The following is an 18166-nucleotide window of genomic DNA, read 5'->3' on the forward strand; positions in this document are numbered from 1 at the left end:
TTAGAGGCGACGCCAGCTCCAGGTCGTCGCCAGCTCCAACGGGTCCACCGGCGTCACCAGCCTCGGCAGCGTGTTGAGGCCGTTGGGCGGGCCGGACTGGGGCTCCACGCACACCGCCTCCTCCTGCTCGTCGTAGACGACCACCCACTCGCTGCGGCTAGCCACCTTCAGCTCCAGCTGCTCCGGCCAGGTGAGGGTGACGTCGACGCCGTCGGGCATGCCGAAGCAGTCGTCCCAGGGGCCGGGCAGGGGATCGATGCGGCGGCCGGTGGGCAGGTGGTCGTCGCCGCGCTCCTCCTGCCAGGCGGGGGCGAACCCGAGCCGTACGTCCTCGCCGCCGAGGCTGCGCCGGAACCAGGGGTGCCAGCCGACCTGCGCGGGGAAGGAGTCGCCGTACGTCTCGACGCCCATGGTGAGCGTCAGCGCGCTCTCGGACAGCTCGAAGATCTGGGTGACGCGGCCGGTGTACGGCCAGGGGTCGGCCAGGTCGTACGTGAAGTGGGCCTCGGCGTGGCCGGACTCGCCTCCGCCGGTGCGCACCCGCTTCCAGGCGGTGTCGCGGCCGGTGCCGTGGATGGCGTGCGGCGGGGAGTTCAGCGGCAGCTGGTGCTTGGTGCCGCCGTTGCGGAACTCGCCGTGCTCGATGCGGCCGCACCAGGGGACCATCGGGAACGAGCCGTAGTGCTCGCCCTGGCGCAGCACCTCCGTACCGCCGATACGGAGGCTTTCGATCCGGCATCCGATGTCCGGACGGACCGTCAACTCGACGTCGCCGGCCGCCAGCCGGACACTCTTCTCGCTACTCACGCCCCCGACACTACTTGCGTCACCGCACACGCCGGCGCGCGCGCCACCGTGTTGGCCGGAGTGGTGCGGTCAGCGGCGGCGGCGCAGCACGCGGCCGACCACCACGGCGGAGGCGAGCGCGAGCGCCGCGGCCGGGGCGACCCAGCGCAGGGTGGCCCCCGCGCCGACGCCCGCGGGGGCGGGCACGGGCGCGTACCGCCCGCGCGGCGGCGCGTGGTCGACCTCCTCGGCGCTGCGCCCGATCATGGTCCGCCGCGCGTGGGCGGCCTCTGCGGGTACGTAGTCCGCGTCCCCGGAAAGGTCGAACTCCTCCTCCGCGAGCGGATCGAGCGCGGGCGGCGGAACGACGGCGTCGAAGACGGAGTGGCCGGCGCCTTCCTCGGGCGTGCCCGACCCGGACCCGGAAGTGGTGGGCCCGGTCGGCCCCGCCTCGGGCGCCGTGGCGTCCGCCTCGGGCGCGTCCGCGGCTCCCTTGCCCGCGCCCCTGGTGTCCGTGGCGAGCGCCGCGCCGAAGCGGTCGAGCAGGCGGGAGGCCGAGGCCCTGGCCCCTTCCGGGGTCGCCGTGGACAAGCGGCCGTCCGCCGTCGCCGTGGCGGTGAAGGACAGGCGGGTGCCCTTGCGCTCGGGGGCCAGGCGGAGGGTGAGGGAGAACTTCGCCGCGCCCGTGCCGCGCACCTCCGTGCCCTGCGCCTCCACGCCGAACGTGTCCTCGTCGAGCTCGGTGATCCGCAGCGTGCCCCGGTAGGTGATCGTGTGTCCCTCGACGCGGAGCTTCAGCCGCCCGGCCACCGGCGGCTCGCCCGCGTCCTGCTGCAGGCCGGGGACGCAGCGGGCGACCCTCGCCGGGTCCCGCAGCGTCTGGCGGAGTGACTGGACCTCAACCGGAACGAACACCTCATGCTCCATGGGAAACGAGCCTACTCAGGGGCGGCCGTCCCGTCTGCGCAAACGCGGCGAAGCCCTGACCCCTCATCCCGTATAGCGCGGGTGCACCAGCGTCGACGGGGGCAGTTCGTCGCGGGGCCGCTCGTCCGCCAGGGGCTCCAGCTCGGGGGCGAGCGGGGCCCCCGGGGGCCCGGACGGCGAGGCCAGGACGAAGCCCCAGTCGTGCGGGGGCTTCGTGGCGTCCGAGGCGCGGTCGGGGCCCGCCGTGAAACCCGTGAGGCGGCCCGTCGCGCGGTACGGCACGGTCCACAGGCCCGCCGCCCGTACCGTCGACTCCACCGTCCAGTACGTGTGCGCCCGCGTCGCGACCGGGCCCGCGTGCACCACGATCCGCCCGCCCGGCGCCAGCACCCGCGCGGCGAGGCCGAAGAACTCCTCCGAGTAGAGCTTGGTGCTCGGGGTGATGCCCGGGTCCGGCAGATCGGAGACCACCACGTCGAACGGCCCGGCCGAGCGCCCCGGCCCCCGCAGCCAGCCGAACGCGTCCGCGACCACCGGCCGCACCCGCCGGTCGTCGTACGCATGGCCGTTCAGCGCCGACAGGGCCGGGTCGTGGCGCGCCAAGTCGACGACGCCCGCGTCGAGTTCGACCAGTGTCACCGAGCGCACGCCCGGGTGGCGCAGCACCTCGCGCGCGGCGAGGCCGTCCCCGCCGCCCAGGATCAGCACCCGCCCGTACGGGCCCGAGTCCATCGCGGGGCCCACCAGCGCCGAGTGGTAGCGGTGCTCGTCCCGGCCGCTGACGCGCAGCCGGCCGTCGAGGAAGAGGTCGAGCGGGCCGCCGGGGCCGTGCCCGGTGCGGCTGCCGGTGAGGACGATCTCCTGCACCCCGGTCTGCACCGCGACCCGCACCTGCCCCCCGTACACCGCGCGCCGCGCCGCCTGCTCGAAGGCGCCGACCAGTGCGGTGGTCGTCGCCAGGACCGCGAGGACCAGCACGTTCGCCGCGAACAGCCACCAGCGCGCGCGTGGCGTCAGATCGCGCCGGAACAGCCACAGCACCAGTGCGCCGCCCGCCACCGCGTTGACCGCGCCGGTCACCAGCGCCCCCGTCAACTGGCCGAGCAGCGGCAGCAGGAGGAAGGGGAAGGCGAGGCCGCCGACGAGCGCTCCCACGTAGTCGGCGGCGAACAGGTCCGCGACCGTGCCGCCCGGGTCCTGCCGGGAGACCCGCTGGATCAGGGTCATCAGGAGCGGGATCTCCGCGCCGATGAGCACGCCGATCCCGAGCGAGAACGCCACCAGCGCGTACCTCGCGCCGCCGAACCAGGCGAACGTCGCGTACAGCACCATCGCCGAGCAGCCGCCGACCAGGGCGAGGGCCGCCTCGATGAGGCCGAAGCCGACGGCGGCGTGCAGCCGCAGCCGTTTGGCGAGCAGGGAGCCGATGCCCATGGCGAAGACCATCACGGACAGCACGACGGAGGCCTGGGTGACCGAGTCGCCGATCAAGTACGAGGCGAGGGCGACCAGTTCGAGTTCGTACACGAGTCCGCAGGCCGCGCAGATGAACACGGTGCCGAGCACGATGAACCGCGCGGTGCTGCGCCGGTGTGCCGGCGGCGGGATGCCACAGGGCAGGACGGACACAGACGGTTCGATCATGATGGGAACGCTACGTCACGACTCGCTGACATCTTGTCACCCACAAGAGTGCAACTAGCGCACCGCGGAGGGAATTACGGCCCTCCCAGTGGCGGTGCACCCCCTCCTGCCTGCACGCATTCTCAGAGCCCGACGGGTGCCGCCATTCGGACACCGACCCTCGTACGGGTCACCACCAACTGCCCTTCCTGCGGGTACGCGTGCCAGGTCCGCCAGCGCACCTGGCCCTCGCAGCGCTGCGCGAGCATCGCGGTGAACGCGTGCGGCGAGCCGGGAAACGTCCCCGCAAGGCCGTTGGGGTGGTCCGCGACCAGCGCGAGGAGCTCCTGGGCGCGCCCCGCGAACGAGCCCCCGGACAGCGTCTCCACCCGCGCGGCGAACTCGTATTCCCACTCCCCGAGACGTTTCGCCACCCCGAGGGGCAGCGGTGTGCTGCTGCCGGGCATACAGGCGACGGTCTCCGAACAGGAGCCCCGCTCCTCTTCGAGGAGCACCTGGTGCGAGGCGCCGAGGAGCCTCAACTGGAGTTTGGCGCCGGAGAGTTCGAGGTCGAGGGCGGCCAACGCGGGCAGCGGCTCCCGGCCCAGAGCCCAGGCGAGGTCGCTGGCACGCGTGTCGGTGTAGACGGTCTTGAGAGTCGTGAGCATGGGTGGGCTCCGCAAAAACACACATGGGGAGGGTGGACGACCGGGGTCACCCCGGAACCGGTGCGAGGGAAGGGGGGACCGCCTGCTCAGGTCCGCCCGGTGGGGGTCCGTGGACTGCGTTCCTCAACAGCGAGGGAATCATGAAGTGCGCGGCGCTCACAGCGTTTTTACCCAACTTGGCGTGGTTTCCATCCCCTGGGATGCAACACGGTTCAACTGTTCAACCGGAGGGTGCGCATGAAGGCGCCCGGCGGGTGTCTGCCCGCCGGGCGCGCGGAAGGGGCGTGCGGACGGAATCGGCTGCCCCGTGTCAGCCGCGACCGCCGCGAACGGTCAGCCGTACTCCCGCGAACCGGTCGGCCGGAGGGTCCTTCGAACCGGTCGGCCGGAGCTTGTGTGAACCGTCAGCTGGAGCCGCCGCAGCCGCCGCCCCCGCCGCCGCCGCCGCAGGACGAACCGCCCCCGCAGGAGGAGTGGCCACCGCCGCACGAGTGGCCGCCGTGGTGGCCGTGGCCGCCGCCGCCGTCACCGGCCCACCAGGACCCGGCGGACGAGCCGCCCGATCCGGCCGAGCGGCCCGATCCGGACGAATACCATCCGCGCCGCCACTTGGCGCTGCTTCCCCTGGTCAACCTGCCGACGACGTACCAGATCAGTACCAGTACGGCCCCCGCGACGACATATCCCATCTCCCCCACCGTCCTTCGTTCTTCTCTCTGCGTGACTGGGGGATGCCCCCGGCCACCGGAAGCGAAAGCAGACTTGAGCAACTCCAGAGGTTCCGCGCAGGATGGCGGCCATGACCTCCAGCGCGCGCCCTCTCCTCAACCGCCGCCTCGCCGAGTTCGGGACGACGATCTTCGCCGAGATGTCCGCCCTCGCGGCGTCCACCGGAGCCATCAACCTCGGCCAGGGCTTCCCCGACACCGACGGCCCCGAGGAGGTGCGCGAGGCCGCCGTGCGGGCCCTGCGCGACGGGCGGGGCAACCAGTACCCGCCGGGCCCGGGCGTGCCCGAGCTGCGCACCGCGATCGCGGACCACCAGCTGCGGCGCTACGGGCTCGCGCTCGACCCCGACCGCGAGGTGCTGGTGACGGCGGGCGCCACCGAGGCGATCGCGGCCGCGCTGCTCGCCCTGGTGGAGCCGGGGGACGAGGTGATGGCCCTGGAGCCGTACTACGACTCGTACGCGGCCTGCATCGCCATGGCGGGCGGCACCCGCGTCCCGGTGACGCTGCGCCCCGAGACCGGCGAAGGCGGGCAGCGGCGCTTCGTGCTCGACCTCGACGAGCTGCGCGCCGCCGTCACCCCGCGCACCCGCCTCATCCTGCTCAACACCCCGCACAACCCCACCGGAACCGTGCTCACGCGCGCGGAGCTGACGGCGGTGGCGGAGCTGGCGTGCGAGCGGGACCTGCTGGTGGTGACCGACGAGGTGTACGAGCACCTGGTCTTCGACGGCGAGCACGTGCCGCTGGCGACGCTGCCGGGGATGCGCGGGCGCACGCTGACGATCGGCTCGGCGGGCAAGACGTTCTCGTTCACCGGCTGGAAGGTCGGCTGGGCCACCGGCGCGCCCGAGCTGGTCGCGGCCGTCCGCTCGGCCAAGCAGTTCCTTACGTACGTGGCCTCCGGGCCCTTCCAGTACGCGGTCGCCGAGGCGCTGCGGCTGCCGGACTCGTTCACCGACGGGATGCGCGACGAGCTGCGCGGCAAGCGCGACCTGCTGAGCGAGGGCCTGGCGGCGGCGGGCTTCGCGGTGTACCGCCCGGCGGGCACGTACTTCATCACCACCGACATCCGCCCGCTGGGCGAGGAGCTCTCGCACGGCGGCGACGGCTTCGCCTTCTGCCGGGCGCTGCCGGAGCGCTGCGGGGTGGTGGCGATTCCCAACGCCGTCTTCTACGACCACCGGGACGCGGGCGCGCCTTTCGTCCGATTTGCCTTCTGCAAGAGGGAGAGTGTGCTCGAAGAGGCCGTCTCCCGGCTGAAGGCGCTCGCGGGCTGAGCCCGCAGGCCGGCAGGCCCGCGGGACCGACTACGCGCGCGCCCGGAGGTGCACCCTGTCCGCCGAGATCACCGCCCTCGTACGCCGGTCCGGCGCCGCCCTGTCCACACCGCACCGGCTGACCGCGCTGCGCCGGGCGGCGCCCGCGCTCGGGCTGTTCGCCGCCGTCCGGCTCACCGGGATGCTGTGCCTGGCGGGGTGGGCCTGGCATCTGGGGCGCTCGCCGCGCGCGCTGCTCGCGACGACGTGGGACGCCGACTGGTACATCAAGATCGCGGCGAACGGCTACGGGCGGACGCTGTACTGGCCGGGCGGGGCGGTCCAGAGCGACCTGGCGTTCTTCCCCCTCTACCCGAGCCTGCTGCGGGCGGTGACGACGTTCCTGCCGGTGGCGGGCGGCACGGCCGGGCTGCTGGTCTCCTGGACGGCGGCGGCCGCGGCGGCCTGGGGGATCTACGCGGTCGGCGAGCGCCTGGCGGGCCGCCGCACGGCAACGGCCCTCGTCCTGCTGTGGGGCCTGCTGCCGCACTCCATCGTGCTGTCGATGGCGTACACCGAGCCGGTGATGACGGCGCTGGCCGCCTGGTCGCTGTGGGCGCTCCTGGAGCGGCGCTGGCTGTGGGCGGGCGCGCTGGCGGCCCTGGCGGGCCTCTCGCGGCCGAACGCGGTCGCGGTGGCCGCGGCGGTCACGGTGGCGGCCGCGGCGGCGCTGTGGCGCGGCGGGCGGGGCGTACGGCGGGACTGGCGGGTGTGGGCGGCGGGGCTGGCGGCGCCGCTCGGCTGGTGCGGGTACGTCCTGTCGGTCGGCGCCCGAAGAGGTGATCCGCTGCGCGGCTACTTCGCGGTCCAGGCCGGCTGGACGTCGAGGTTCGACTTCGGCCGGGGGTCGCTGCGCTTCGTACGGAAGCTGGCGACGGGGCCGTTCGACCTCGGCTACACGATGGCGTTCCTGATCACGGCGGCGGCGCTGCTCCTGTTCGCCCTGTTCCTGCTGGAGCGCCCGCCCCTGCCCGTGCTCGTCTACACGGCGGTGCTGGTCCTGATCACGGTCGGCGGCGCGGGGTTCTTCGAGTCCAAGCCGAGGTTCCTGCTGCCCGCGTTCCCGCTGCTGCTGCCGCTGGCGGCCGCGCTGGCGAAAGCCCGGCCGAGGGCGGCGGTCACGGTGACCGCGGCCCTGGCCGGGCTTTCGTTCGCGTACGGGGCGTATCTGCTGACGCTGGCCCCGATGGCGCTGTGAGGCGGTGAGCGCCGTGCGTCAGGCGTCGTCGCCGGGGGCGTCGCCCTCGTCGCCCTCGGCCTCCTCGGCGTCCTTCTCCAGGCCGAGCTGCTCCACGAGCCACTTGTCGAACTCGATCGACGCGCGGACCCAGCTGACGGTCGACGACACGAAGTGCTCCAGGGCGACGCCGGTGCCGATCAGCATCTGCGCCTCACCGATGAGGCGGACGGCGCCGTCGTCGTGGGTGTGCGTGTAGACCTTGGGCCACAGGGTGCGGCGGTTCCAGTCGTCGATCGTCTCCAGCAGCGCGAGCTTGTCGTCGATGCTGTGCGGGCGGTCGTAGAAGGTCCGCACCGAGAAGACCTGCTGGTCGTCCTCGCCACGGAACATGAAGTACGTGCGGAACTCCTCCCACGGCGCGGCGAGGTCGCCCTCGTCGTCCACGACGTACTTGAGCTCCATCTGCTCCAGGAGCTGCTTGACCAGATCCTGGTCGGGTACGACGGGCCCGGCCGGTCCACCGGTGGGCTGCGGGCCGGGCTGAGCCCCGAAATTCGGAATCGAGGACGGGTCGATGCTCATCGTGAATCTTCCTTCGTACGGTTCCGGTCATCCTCTCCCATGCCGGGCGGGGGCTGGCAACCCCCGCCACGGGTATCCGCTGACGGCTGACCGAATCCCGGCGCGCGGGCCGGTTCGGGGCGTGTCCTAGAGGGTCTTTCCGGTCGCCGCGCCCACGATCAGCCCTTCCCCGAACCGGTCGACGCGGACCGTGTCGCCGTCCTTGACCTCGCCCGCCAGGATCTCCTTGGCGAGGCGGTCGCCGATGGCGGTCTGGATGAGGCGGCGCAGGGGGCGGGCGCCGTAGGCCGGGTCGTTGCCCTCCTCGGCCAGCCAGGCCAGGGCCTCGGGGGTGACCTCCAGGGTGAGGCGGCGTTCGGCCAGGCGCTTGGCCAGGCGGGCGATCTGGAGCTCCGCGATGTGGGCCAGCTCGTCCTTGGTGAGCGCCGAGAAGACCACCAGGTCGTCCAGGCGGTTCAGGAATTCGGGCTTGAAGGAGGCCCGGACCATCTCCAGAACCTGTCGCTTCTTCTCTTCTTCGCTGGTCAGCGGCTCTACCAGGTACTGGCTGCCCAGGTTCGACGTCAGGACCAGGATCGTGTTGCGGAAGTCGACCGTGCGGCCCTGGCCGTCGGTGAGGCGGCCGTCGTCGAGGACCTGGAGGAGGACGTCGAAGACCTCCGGGTGCGCCTTCTCGACCTCGTCGAGCAGGACCACGCTGTACGGGCGGCGGCGGACCGCCTCGGTGAGCTGGCCGCCCTCCTCGTACCCCACGTACCCGGGCGGGGCGCCGACCAGGCGGGCCACGCTGTGCTTCTCGCCGTACTCCGACATGTCGATGCGGACCATCGCCCGCTCGTCGTCGAAGAGGAAATCGGCCAGCGCTTTGGCCAGTTCCGTCTTGCCCACGCCCGTCGGGCCCAGGAAGAGGAAGGAGCCGGTGGGGCGGTCGGGGTCCGCGATGCCCGCCCGGGTGCGGCGGACCGCGTCCGAGACCGCGCGGACCGCCTCGCCCTGGCCGATCAGCCGGCGGCCCAGCTCGTCCTCCATGCGCAGCAGCTTCTGCGTCTCGCCCTCCAGGAGGCGGCCCGCGGGGATGCCGGTCCAGGCGCCGACCACGTCCGCGATGTCGTCCGGGCCGACCTCGTCCTTGACCATGGTGTCCTTCGAGGCCTCCTGCTCGGCCTCGGACGCCTCCTCCAGCTCGCGCTCCAGGGTCGGGATCTCCCCGTACAGCAGCTTGGAGGCGGTGTCGAAGTCGCCGTCGCGCTGGGCGCGCTCGGCCTGGCCGCGCAGGTCGTCGAGGCGCTCCTTGAGCTCACCGACGCGGTTCAGGCCCTCCTTCTCCTTCTCCCAGCGGGCGGTGAGGCCGCGCAGCTCCTCCTCCTTGTCGGCGAGGTCGCGGCGGATCTTCTCCAGGCGCTCCTTGCTCGCCGCGTCCGTCTCCTTGGAGAGGGCCAGCTCCTCCATGCGCAGCCGGTCGACGGCCCGCTGGAGCTCGTCGATCTCCACGGGGGAGGAGTCGATCTCCATGCGCAGGCGCGAGGCGGCCTCGTCGACCAGGTCGATCGCCTTGTCGGGCAGGAAGCGGGAGGTGATGTAGCGGTCGGACAGGGTCGCGGCCGCCACGAGTGCGCTGTCCGCGATCTGCACCTTGTGGTGCGCCTCGTACCGGCCCTTGAGGCCGCGCAGGATCGCGATGGTGTCCTCGACCGTGGGCTCCGCGACCAGGACCTGCTGGAAGCGGCGCTCCAGGGCGGGGTCCTTCTCGATGCGCTCGCGGTACTCGTCGAGCGTCGTCGCGCCGACCATCCGCAGCTCGCCCCGGGCCAGCATCGGCTTGAGCATGTTGCCCGCGTCCATGGCCGAGTCGCCGCCGGCGCCCGCGCCGACGACCGTGTGCAGCTCGTCGATGAACGTGACGATCTGGCCGTCGCTCGCCTTGATCTCGGAGAGGACGGTCTTGAGTCGCTCCTCGAACTCGCCCCGGTACTTCGCCCCCGCCACCATCGCGCCGAGGTCCAGCGAGACGAGCCGCTTGTTCTTCAGGGACTCGGGGACGTCGCCCTTCACGATCCGCTGGGCCAGGCCCTCCACGACGGCGGTCTTGCCGACGCCGGGCTCACCGATGAGCACCGGGTTGTTCTTGGTGCGCCGGGAGAGCACCTGCACGACCCGGCGGATCTCCTGGTCCCGGCCGATGACCGGGTCGAGCTTGCCCTCGCGGGCCGCGGCCGTGAAGTCCGTGCCGAACTTCTCCAGGGCCTTGTACTGGCCCTCGGGGTCGGGGGTTGTCACCCGCCGTCCTCCTCGTACTGTCTCGAATGCCTCAAGGAGCTTCTTCGCGGTCGCGCCCTGCCGGTCGAGCAGCTCGCCGGTCCGGCCGCCCTTGGCGGCGAGGCCGATGAGCAGGTGCTCGGTGGAGAGGAAGTCGTCGCCCAGTTCCTTGGCGCGCCGCGCGGCGTCGGCGATGACGGCCAGCAGTTCGCGGTCGGGCTGGGGCGGGGCGACCGTGGACCCGGTCACGCTGGGCAGCGCGGCGAGCAGCCGCTCCGCCCCCGACCGTACGGCAGCCTGGTCGGCGTCGACCGCCGCCAGCAGGTCGACGATGTTCTCGTTCTCCTCGCCCATGAGGAGGGCGAGGAGCAGATGCGCGGGCGTCAGGTCCGGGTGTCCGTCGGACACGGCCCGGTTACTGGCCGCGTTGATCGCGTCCCGGCTCTTGTTGGTCAGCTCGGCGTCCACGTGCGGTCTCTCCTCCTCGGCGTAGGTCCCCACTACATGACTCATCCAGCGTACATAAAGTTGAGCCGATTCCGCTCAAGGTGCGGGGACCGGGTTCGGCGTAGGTTTCCGCGCATGACCACGACCACGGAGCCGGCCGCCGCCCCGGCCACCCGCACCCGTACCCCGCTGGACCCCCGGCAGCCCGATCCGGCCTACCTCAGCTTCTGGCGCGAGCGGCACTTGTGCACGCTGACGACCCCGCGCCCGGACGGCAGCCCGCACCTGGTGCCGGTGGGGGTCACCTACGACCCGGAGGCCGGGATCGCGCGGGTTATCGCCAACAAGTCGAGCAAGAAGGTCGCGAACGTGCGGGCCGCCGGGGCGGAGGGGGCGCGGGTGGCGATCTGCCAGGTGGACGGGCGCCGCTGGGCCACTCTTGAGGGCCGGGCGTACGTGGTGACGGAGCCGGGGCCGATCGCCGAGGCGGTGGCGCGGTACGCCGAGCGGTACGGGCGGGTGCCGCGCGAGAACCCGGACCGGGTGCTGATCGAGATCGTCCTGGAGCGGGCGATGGGCAAGGGCTGAGCGCGGATGCCGTCGCGCGCGTGCGCGCGCAGCACAGCGGCGCCACCGTGTTCAGGTCCACGATGGCGCCGCTGTGTGGGGGAAGCGCCTGAGCGATTTACAACGACGGGGGAATCGCTTCAGGCGCTGCGGGGGGTGGCGGTAGATGACTCGGGGTCGAACAGTTCGTGGTCACGCTGATCCAGATTGACGAACACCATGCCGTACCGCACGGCACAGCGAATCGGCTGCGGCGCCCCTCGTGGCCGGCGGAGGCACCGGTAGGCACGGACGTCCTCGTCGTCCTCGCGAGCGACCAGGATCGGCTCGCCGAACAGGGTGACCATCAACGAATCGCCACCGTGCGGAATAGCCGTGACGAGGTCGATGAAGTGCCACCCCGAGCGGTAGGCCGTGGCCATCTCGCGCCGGAAGACCCGGTCGTCCGGAGGGAGGCTCATGCGCCGACACCCCCGGGCGCGACCTCCCAGGTGGGCTCACCCGGAGAAGCCAGGACCCGCGTCACCGGCTTGTGCTCCCAGGTGGGCTCTCCCGGAGCCGCTACGGTTCCGTGGGACGGCTTGCTCTCCCACGTGGGTTCCCCACTCGCGGCGAGAGCGCAAAGAGCAGCCGTGACAACGGCTATAGCGCTGAGTGCTCGAACCATCCTGCTCATGGCCGATCTCCACCTCTTTATGATCATTCCCTCCCCCCGCGCATAAGACGATGGCTCACTCTGAGCGCTTCCACCAGCGAGGCCAGGCATCATGTTCCTGTAATTCAGGAGTATGAGGGGGGTGTAATCCGGTTGTATCAGGGGCACTTCGGACATAGTCATGGCCCTACAGACCTGTGCGAGATGGGCAAGACCCTCTACGGCACCGCGTTGCGTACCGGCGGAATAACTCGCACGGAAGCCCAGGCCGCTCCCTGTCTCATCGATCTCGCGCTGCTGCGGCCCGATGCGGAGGACGCGGAGCAGCTGCGGCCGGTCCCTCCCTCCGTCGTCCTGAACCAGCTCGTGCAGCCGCTCGAACGCGAGATCCAGGAGCGCAGGAAGCTGTCGATGTCGCTGGCCAGCACCTTCGAGCCATTCATGGCCATCACCAGCGAAGACGCGGCAAGCACCCATGCGATCACGGTCCTTGAGGGACTCGAACTCATCAACGCGACGCTGGACCGCGTCATCGACGAGTGCACCAAGGAGCTGCTCACCATCCAGCCCGGCAGCGGGCGCAGACCCGAGACCCTGGAGTCGGGCCTGCGCCGGGTCCAGCCGCTGCTCGACCGGGGCGTCGACATGCGCACCCTCTATCAGCACACCTCCCGCCACCACTCCGCGACGATCGGATATGTGGAGCGCATCGCGCCGTACGGCCTTGAGGTCCGCACGCTGGAAGAGATCATCGACCGGCTGATCATCGTGGACCGCCGGGTCGCCTTCATCCCCGCGCGCAGCGACCGCCGGGTCGCGCTCGAACTGCGGCACGAGGGCCTGGTGCAGTATCTGGTCGGCGTCTTCGACCAGTTCTGGCTGCACGCGGTGCCGTGGGAGGAGGAAGTCCCGTACGCCCAGAAGGCGGAGGGCATCACGGGCGTCCAGCGCTCCATCGCCAAGCTCCTGGTGGAGGGGCACGTGGACGACTCGATCGCACGCCGGCTCGGTATGAACGTACGTACCTGCCGCGCGCACATCGCCAAGCTGAACGCCGCTCTCGGCAGCGGCAGCCGCGCCCAGCTCGGCTATCTCATCGCCCAGTCCGGAATCCTGGAGCAGGACAGTTGAACGCGTTGCCCGACGTCGCACCGGAGGAGCCTGTCGTCGAGTTCGACGCCGACGCGGGCACCGTCACGGTCTCCGGTGAGGGCCTTCCCGCCGTCGCGCTGCGCCGCACCGGCGGGAAGGCGAACGACCACACGCCCGTCGGCACCCGCGACGCCGGTCTGCTCACGCTGGCCGTGGACGGCGAGCCGGCCCGTATCTCGATCGCCAAGGGGCGCCTGACCCGGCGCTCCTACCGGGTGGACGTCCGCTGCGGCACGGCGAAGTACCGGCTGGCGCCCGACTCCATCGCGGGCAGCCGGCTCGTGCGGGACGGGCGGCGGCTCGGCACCCTGATGTGCGACGGGGACGGACGCGTGGAGGCGGACTGGCACGACGGTGCGAAGGTGCTGCCGCTCGATGTGTCGATGGGGTACGCGCTGGCCGCCGGGTTCGGCACGGGGGCGCAGCCGATGTGGATGACGGCGACGGAGATCGTGGCGGACCTGCTGAACTGAGCGGTTCGGTGGGCGGTGACTTTGGCTGCGGCTCGGTGGGGGCTGGTCGCGCAGTTCCCCGCGCCCCTAGGAGGTTGGGCCCGCCGGGGTTGCCACGGGGATCGCCCCGCAGGGGCGCACTTAGGGGCGCGGGGAACTGCGCGACCAGCCACAGACGGTCCGCAGACAAACCCCGGGCCCCCTACACGTGCGGGTGGCTGCCCGGTGGCTCGTCGTCGTCCGCGGCTCGGCCCCGCTGGCGCCCGCGCGGGCGGTGCGGCATCAGGTCCTTGCCGCGCGCCTCGCCGGTGCCGACGATCGGCAGGGGGTGCGCGGGGCGGCCGTCGGGGGACTGGGGGAACTGCAACAGCCGCCCGGGCGCGGGTGTTTGACCGGCCTCGGGATGCCCGGCCGCGTCCCGCCCGCCGTCGCCACCGGGGTACGCGTCCCCCTCCGGTGGGCGCCCCGTCCGCTGCGTACCGTCGCCGCCCCAGTCACCGGCGGGCTCGGCCGCGGCCGCCCGGCGGCTGACGCGGGCGTGCTCCTCCCAGCCCTCCCGGAACCAGCGGAGCTGCTCGTGCTGGAGCTCCTCGTCGGTGAGGACACGTATGCCGTCGAGGCCGGCGCGCCGGACCTTCTCGCCCAGCTCGATCAGCAGGCCGCCCAACAGCTGGGCCAGCCCGTCCTGTTCGGCCCCTGATCCGTCGTCGTCCGCCATCCCCGCCCCCCCTTCACACCCCCGGGCTGCCGGCCCCCTCGCCGCTCTCCGGCAGGAACGCCTTCGTCACGCGTACGAAGAGCTCCCGCAGTTCGGGAGGCACCCCCATGCGGCGGGCGGCCTCCTCGGGGCTGAGCTGAGGGCCATCCACGTCCTGCCCGCCCCGGGTCACGGCAATCGGCAGATCGTCCTCGGAGAGCCGCCCGGACCGGATGAGCATGTCCCGCAGCGGTACGCCGAGCACGGCCGCCAGTCTGCGCATGGTCTCCAGGTCCGGCATGCTCTGGCGCTGCAACAGCCTGCTCACGGCGGCCCGGTGGACCCCGGCGTCGTCCGCGAGCTTCGACTTGCCGCCGCCGCGCGGGCTGTCGATGTCGTAGTGACGCAGCCGCATCAGGCGCTCGATCCAGGTGGCGAACTCTTCGAGCCCGGCCGCGTGGCTCCGGCCGCCGTCGCCGCGGTAGCCCTGCTCGTTGCGGGCGCCGGCCCGTGCGCTCGAACCCATGTGGTCGCTCTCCCTCGTCGCGGGGAACAGCGTACTCCTGGCGCACTCGCGCGACAGTAGGTGCGCGCTCGCACGCAGAGTTCGCTTGCGTACGCGCACGCACCGTGTCACCCTGATCACGCGTTCGCAATTTGCCGAACTCGTGTTCCCATACGTGGGGAGGGGTTTGCACGTGCCCGCACACATGACCGCTCCAAAGACGCCCTTGACCTCGGACTTATCCCGATCGGCGGACGACCTCGACTGGCGCAGGGCCGCCGCCTGCGCAAACCTCCCGCAACGCTCCGTATTCGCCCGCGTTCCCTCCGAAGCCGAACCGGTATTGCGAGCATGCAACCAGTGCCCCATCCGTCGGGAGTGCGAGGTGGTCGTCGACCCCGCGCACACCTTCTTCGACGGGGTGAGCGGCGGACGGCTCTGGCGCAACGGCCGCGAGGTCAAACGGACCACGGCACACGCCTCCCGGCAGGCGGGGCGATGAGGACCGAGGGCACGGGCACGGTGAACCCCACGAGCGCGGACGCCGGTGCGGTGTGGCTGGAGTCGCTGGCCCGCCGGTTCCCCGACCTCCTCGCGGAACTGGCCCCGTCCCCCACGGGCCTGCGCGAACGGCCCGGCGGCGGGGCCGCGCGCTCCACCACCGCCCCGATCCGGCTGCACATCTCCGACGCCGTACGGGACATCACCGACGGCGTGGTCGAACTGGAGGAGGCGGTACGGGAGCGGCTCGGCCTGCGCCCGGCGGCCCCGGCCCCGGTGGTGGCCCGGCTGCGCCGCATCGCCGGACTCCTGGACCGCGTAAGGGAGTTGCCCGACCTCGCCGAGCACCTGACGGAGGAGACCCGGCGCATGGCCCGGCGCTGCGCCCGCGAACTCGGGGACCCGGAGCAGATGATCCGGCTCGACGGGCGCTGCCCCGCGTGCGACTCGGTGTCGCTGCGCATCTTCCCGGAGCGCGGCGCCGTGCTCTGCGTGAACCCCGTCTGCCGCCATGTGGTGGAGACGGCCCCAGGGGATTCGGCCCCGGGGGAGGCTTCGTGAGCACGTGTCTGGTCTCCGGCGACCTCGCCGCCGCCGAAGTCGCCGTCTCGCCCTCGACGATTCGCAAGTGGGTCCAGCTGGGACATCTCAGATCCGCGGGCCGCCAGGGGCGCAGGCTGCTCTACCGGCTTGAGGACGTTTTCGCGGCGGAGCGTTCCGTACATCGCGAAGAGATCGAATAAAGATCCTTTCCATAATCCCCCATGGCCTCACCCGTCCCAGGGTGGGGCCATTTTCCGTGCGGGCGCACCGGCCCCAAATGCCCCCGGAGAAAGTCTGGTTGCACAATCGGCGGCCATGGATCACACTTGATGCAGCGGCAGAGCTGCGCCCGTATACCGGGCGACGGGTCTGCCGCTTCGCGTTGGCGCCTCGTGTTGGCACTTCCTGCCGCGAAGATCACATTCCGCCAATCCAACGGCGGAACGCCGCAGTTGCACGCCCTGGCGCATTAACCACCCGTACACCCCGCACACCGTCGACGCACCTCGCCCGCATGGCTACCTTTTGCGCTCTCATTCGAGCAATTCACGCCAAAGGGAGCCCGAAATGGCGAGGACGGCGAGAAAGACGCGAACGGACAGCGCAGAGGCCCGAATTCACGCATGGCTGGTCGGGCACAGCCTTACCTTCCTGCGCCTCAGCATGGGCGCGGTAATGCTCGGTTTCGGCATTCTCAAATACTTCCCGGATCTGAGTCCGGCCCAAGGGCTCGTCGTCGCCACGCTGCACCGGCTGACGGCGGGCCTGGTGCCGGGCGTGGTGTCCGGGAGAGCGGCGATGGACTGCGTCGCCACGCTGGAGTGCTCCATCGGGCTGCTGCTTCTCACCGGGCGGTGGATGCGCCCGACGGTCGCCCTTCTCCTGGTCCACCTCGTCGGCATCCTCAGCCCGGTGCTCCTGCTGCCCGGGCGGGTGTTCGGCGGGCCGCACCACATGCCCACCCTCGAAGGCCAGTACGTCCTCAAGGACGTGATCCTGCTCGCCGCCGGGCTCGTCATCGCCACCACGGTCCGCGGCAGTGCTCTGACCGTCCGCCAGCAAGCGCTGGACGACAGCCCGGCCGGCGTCACCCACAGCACGCCGGAGGGCATCCCGAAAGGAAACTAACCAGTGGATCAGATCCTGTTCTGGAACGCGGTCGCCCTGGAGGCCGACCGCACGGCCCACACCACGGGCGCCCCCGCCGAGGCCGGCACCCGGGGCCCCTGCGGCGCCTCCCGGGCGCTGGCGATGACCCATCTCGCCATGCACGACGCCTACTTCGGCATCCACCCCGGCCACGACTGCTACCTGGGCGGCTCGCTGCCCCAGGCCCCGGTCGGCGCCTCCTCCGACGCGGCCATCGCCGCCGCCGCGCACGCCACCCTCAGCGTGCTCTACCCGACCCAGAAGGACTACTTCAACGCCCAGCACCGGGCCGCCGGGCTCCCCGCGGGCCAGGGGACCAGCGACGGCCACGCCTTCGGCCTGCGGGTCGCCGGGGTGCTCCAGTCGCTGCGCAGGAACGACCCCGGCCTCGGCGACGACGGCTACGTCTACTCGGTCGACCGGCTGCACCACCGGCCCGACCCGGTCGACCCGGGCCAGGGCGCGTACGCCGCGTTCTACGGCGCCCGCTCCCACCTGTTCGCGGCGACCACCCGCCACCACCTGGACGCCCCGCCGCGGCCGGGCACCCCGAAGTACCGGGCGGGGCTGCGCCAGGTGCGCGCCAAGGGCATCGCGACGCATCTGACGGGTGCGCTGCCGGAGGACCTGCGGGCAAGCCGCCGCACCCAGCAGGAGACCACCGCGGGCATGTTCTGGGCGTACGACGGGGTCGTCGGCCTGGGCACACCGCCCCGCTTCTACAACCAGATCGTCCGGAAGATCGCGGAGGCGCAGCACAACGACACCGGCAAGAACGCCCGGCTGTTCGCCCTGCTCAACACGGCCATGGCGGACGCGGGCATCCTGGCCTGGTTCGACAAGTACCACTACGACCTGTGGCGCCCGGTCGTCGGCATCCGCGAGCAGGACGCCTCCTCGGGCCCGGCCGGCACCGGCACGGCGGCCCTGGGCACGGACGCCGACCCCGAGTGGCTGCCGCTGGGCGCGCCCAACACCAACAACCCCGGCGGCAAGGTCAACCGGACGCCGAACTTCCCGTCGTACCCCTCGGGCCACGCCACCTTCGGGGCGGCCGCCTTCCAGTCGGTGCGGCACTTCTACCACCAGGGGAATTACGGTCCTGACAATCTGGCCGCCGGTCTGGAATTCGTCTCCGACGAACTCAACGGCACCAATGCCGACCCCAATGGCATCGCCCGGACCCGGGTGGTCCGCACCTTCCCCGGCGGCCTCTGGGAAATGATCAGGGAGAACAGCCTCAGCCGGGTATTCCTCGGCGTGCACTGGAACTACGACGGCTGGGTCCCGAACGCCTCCGGCGACATGGATCTGAGTCTGAACATCGGCGGTGTCCGGCTCGGCCTCGACATCGCCAACGACATCGCCACGCACGGCCTGCGGGCCTCGCGCGCGGCCGGTCCGGCGGCCTGACCCGCCCCGGCGATGA

General features: G+C 72.0%; 19 protein-coding genes. 9 read left to right on the forward strand and 10 right to left on the reverse strand.

What is annotated here, in order from left to right:
* The 5 genes from OG965_RS20520 to OG965_RS20540 all read right to left on the reverse strand — a co-directional run bounded on the left by OG965_RS20520 (position 1) and on the right by OG965_RS20540 (position 4693).
* Positions 1-807: an aldose 1-epimerase gene (locus OG965_RS20520; protein ID WP_371653545.1), complete on the reverse strand. Its 807-nt coding sequence runs from the start codon at positions 805-807 to the stop codon at positions 1-3.
* 69 nt (positions 808-876) lie between these two features.
* Positions 877-1713: an SRPBCC domain-containing protein gene (locus tag OG965_RS20525; RefSeq protein WP_371653546.1), complete on the reverse strand. Its 837-nt coding sequence runs from the start codon at positions 1711-1713 to the stop codon at positions 877-879.
* 63 nt (positions 1714-1776) lie between these two features.
* Positions 1777-3357, reverse strand: coding sequence for a polyamine aminopropyltransferase (locus tag OG965_RS20530; RefSeq protein ID WP_371653547.1), 1581 nt, complete (start codon positions 3355-3357; stop codon positions 1777-1779).
* A gap of 122 nt (positions 3358-3479) precedes the next feature.
* Positions 3480-4004, reverse strand: coding sequence for a DUF2617 family protein (locus tag OG965_RS20535; protein ID WP_371653548.1), 525 nt, complete (start codon positions 4002-4004; stop codon positions 3480-3482).
* A 404-nt stretch (positions 4005-4408) separates the two neighbouring features.
* Positions 4409-4693 (reverse strand): hypothetical protein, encoded by a 285-nt coding sequence (locus OG965_RS20540; protein WP_371653549.1) that lies wholly within the window; start codon positions 4691-4693, stop codon positions 4409-4411.
* 101 nt (positions 4694-4794) lie between these two features.
* Here OG965_RS20540 and OG965_RS20545 point away from each other — a divergent pair, with 101 nt between their 5' ends.
* Together OG965_RS20545 and OG965_RS20550 are read left to right on the forward strand one after the other, a co-directional pair.
* Positions 4795-6012 carry a pyridoxal phosphate-dependent aminotransferase gene (locus OG965_RS20545; protein WP_371653550.1) on the forward strand — a complete coding sequence of 406 codons (1218 nt, stop codon included), beginning with the start codon at positions 4795-4797 and terminating at the stop codon, positions 6010-6012.
* 181 nt (positions 6013-6193) lie between these two features.
* Complete coding sequence (locus OG965_RS20550; protein ID WP_371653551.1) at positions 6194-7249, forward strand: glycosyltransferase family 39 protein; 1056 nt, start codon at positions 6194-6196, stop codon at positions 7247-7249.
* A gap of 18 nt (positions 7250-7267) precedes the next feature.
* Here OG965_RS20550 and OG965_RS20555 read toward each other — a convergent pair whose 3' ends face one another.
* Together OG965_RS20555 and clpB are read right to left on the reverse strand one after the other, a co-directional pair.
* Complete coding sequence (locus OG965_RS20555) at positions 7268-7813, reverse strand: YbjN domain-containing protein (RefSeq protein ID WP_371653552.1); 546 nt, start codon at positions 7811-7813, stop codon at positions 7268-7270.
* A 126-nt stretch (positions 7814-7939) separates the two neighbouring features.
* On the reverse strand, positions 7940-10537 hold the full coding sequence (clpB, locus tag OG965_RS20560) for an ATP-dependent chaperone ClpB (protein ID WP_371657005.1): 2598 nt from the start codon (positions 10535-10537) through the stop codon (positions 7940-7942).
* Between the two features lie 114 nt (positions 10538-10651).
* Between clpB and OG965_RS20565 the strand changes: the two genes are divergently transcribed.
* A complete protein-coding gene (locus OG965_RS20565) occupies positions 10652-11104 on the forward strand; it encodes a pyridoxamine 5'-phosphate oxidase family protein (protein ID WP_371653553.1) in 453 nt (150 codons plus the stop codon).
* A 119-nt stretch (positions 11105-11223) separates the two neighbouring features.
* On the opposite strand, the gene OG965_RS20570 is transcribed toward OG965_RS20565, so the two are convergent.
* The gene (locus OG965_RS20570) at positions 11224-11544 is read right to left on the reverse strand and encodes a (2Fe-2S)-binding protein (protein WP_371653554.1); all 321 of its coding nucleotides are present in this window, start codon (positions 11542-11544) and stop codon (positions 11224-11226) included.
* Between the two features lie 398 nt (positions 11545-11942).
* Between OG965_RS20570 and OG965_RS20575 the strand changes: the two genes are divergently transcribed.
* Together OG965_RS20575 and OG965_RS20580 are read left to right on the forward strand one after the other, a co-directional pair.
* Entirely contained in the window at positions 11943-12869 is a 927-nt protein-coding gene (locus OG965_RS20575; RefSeq protein ID WP_371653555.1) for a helix-turn-helix transcriptional regulator, read from the forward strand.
* Positions 12866-13363: a hypothetical protein gene (locus OG965_RS20580; RefSeq protein WP_371653556.1), complete on the forward strand. Its 498-nt coding sequence runs from the start codon at positions 12866-12868 to the stop codon at positions 13361-13363. The genes OG965_RS20575 and OG965_RS20580 overlap by 4 nt, the downstream gene beginning before the upstream one ends.
* A 181-nt stretch (positions 13364-13544) precedes the next feature.
* Here OG965_RS20580 and OG965_RS20585 read toward each other — a convergent pair whose 3' ends face one another.
* Positions 13545-14060, reverse strand: a complete 516-nt coding sequence (locus OG965_RS20585; RefSeq protein WP_371653557.1) for a hypothetical protein — start codon at positions 14058-14060, stop codon at positions 13545-13547.
* Positions 14061-14073: 13 nt separating this feature from the next.
* Complete coding sequence (locus OG965_RS20590) at positions 14074-14454, reverse strand: helix-turn-helix domain-containing protein (RefSeq protein WP_371657006.1); 381 nt, start codon at positions 14452-14454, stop codon at positions 14074-14076.
* Positions 14455-15042: 588 nt separating this feature from the next.
* Here OG965_RS20590 and OG965_RS20595 point away from each other — a divergent pair.
* From OG965_RS20595 to OG965_RS20610, 4 genes are all read left to right on the forward strand, one after another.
* On the forward strand, positions 15043-15606 hold the full coding sequence (locus tag OG965_RS20595; RefSeq protein WP_371653558.1) for a hypothetical protein: 564 nt from the start codon (positions 15043-15045) through the stop codon (positions 15604-15606).
* Positions 15603-15788, forward strand: a complete 186-nt coding sequence (locus tag OG965_RS20600; RefSeq protein ID WP_371653559.1) for a helix-turn-helix domain-containing protein — start codon at positions 15603-15605, stop codon at positions 15786-15788. Before OG965_RS20595 ends, OG965_RS20600 begins: the two co-directional genes overlap by 4 nt.
* Before the next feature lie 463 nt (positions 15789-16251).
* Positions 16252-16716, forward strand: coding sequence for a hypothetical protein (locus OG965_RS20605; protein WP_371653560.1), 465 nt, complete (start codon positions 16252-16254; stop codon positions 16714-16716).
* 3 nt (positions 16717-16719) lie between these two features.
* Positions 16720-18150: a hypothetical protein gene (locus OG965_RS20610; protein WP_371653561.1), complete on the forward strand. Its 1431-nt coding sequence runs from the start codon at positions 16720-16722 to the stop codon at positions 18148-18150.
* Positions 18151-18166: the final 16 nt, after the last annotated feature.

Origin of the sequence: Streptomyces sp. NBC_00224 (assembly GCF_041435195.1) — a bacterium.
GTDB lineage: Bacteria > Actinomycetota > Actinomycetes > Streptomycetales > Streptomycetaceae > Streptomyces.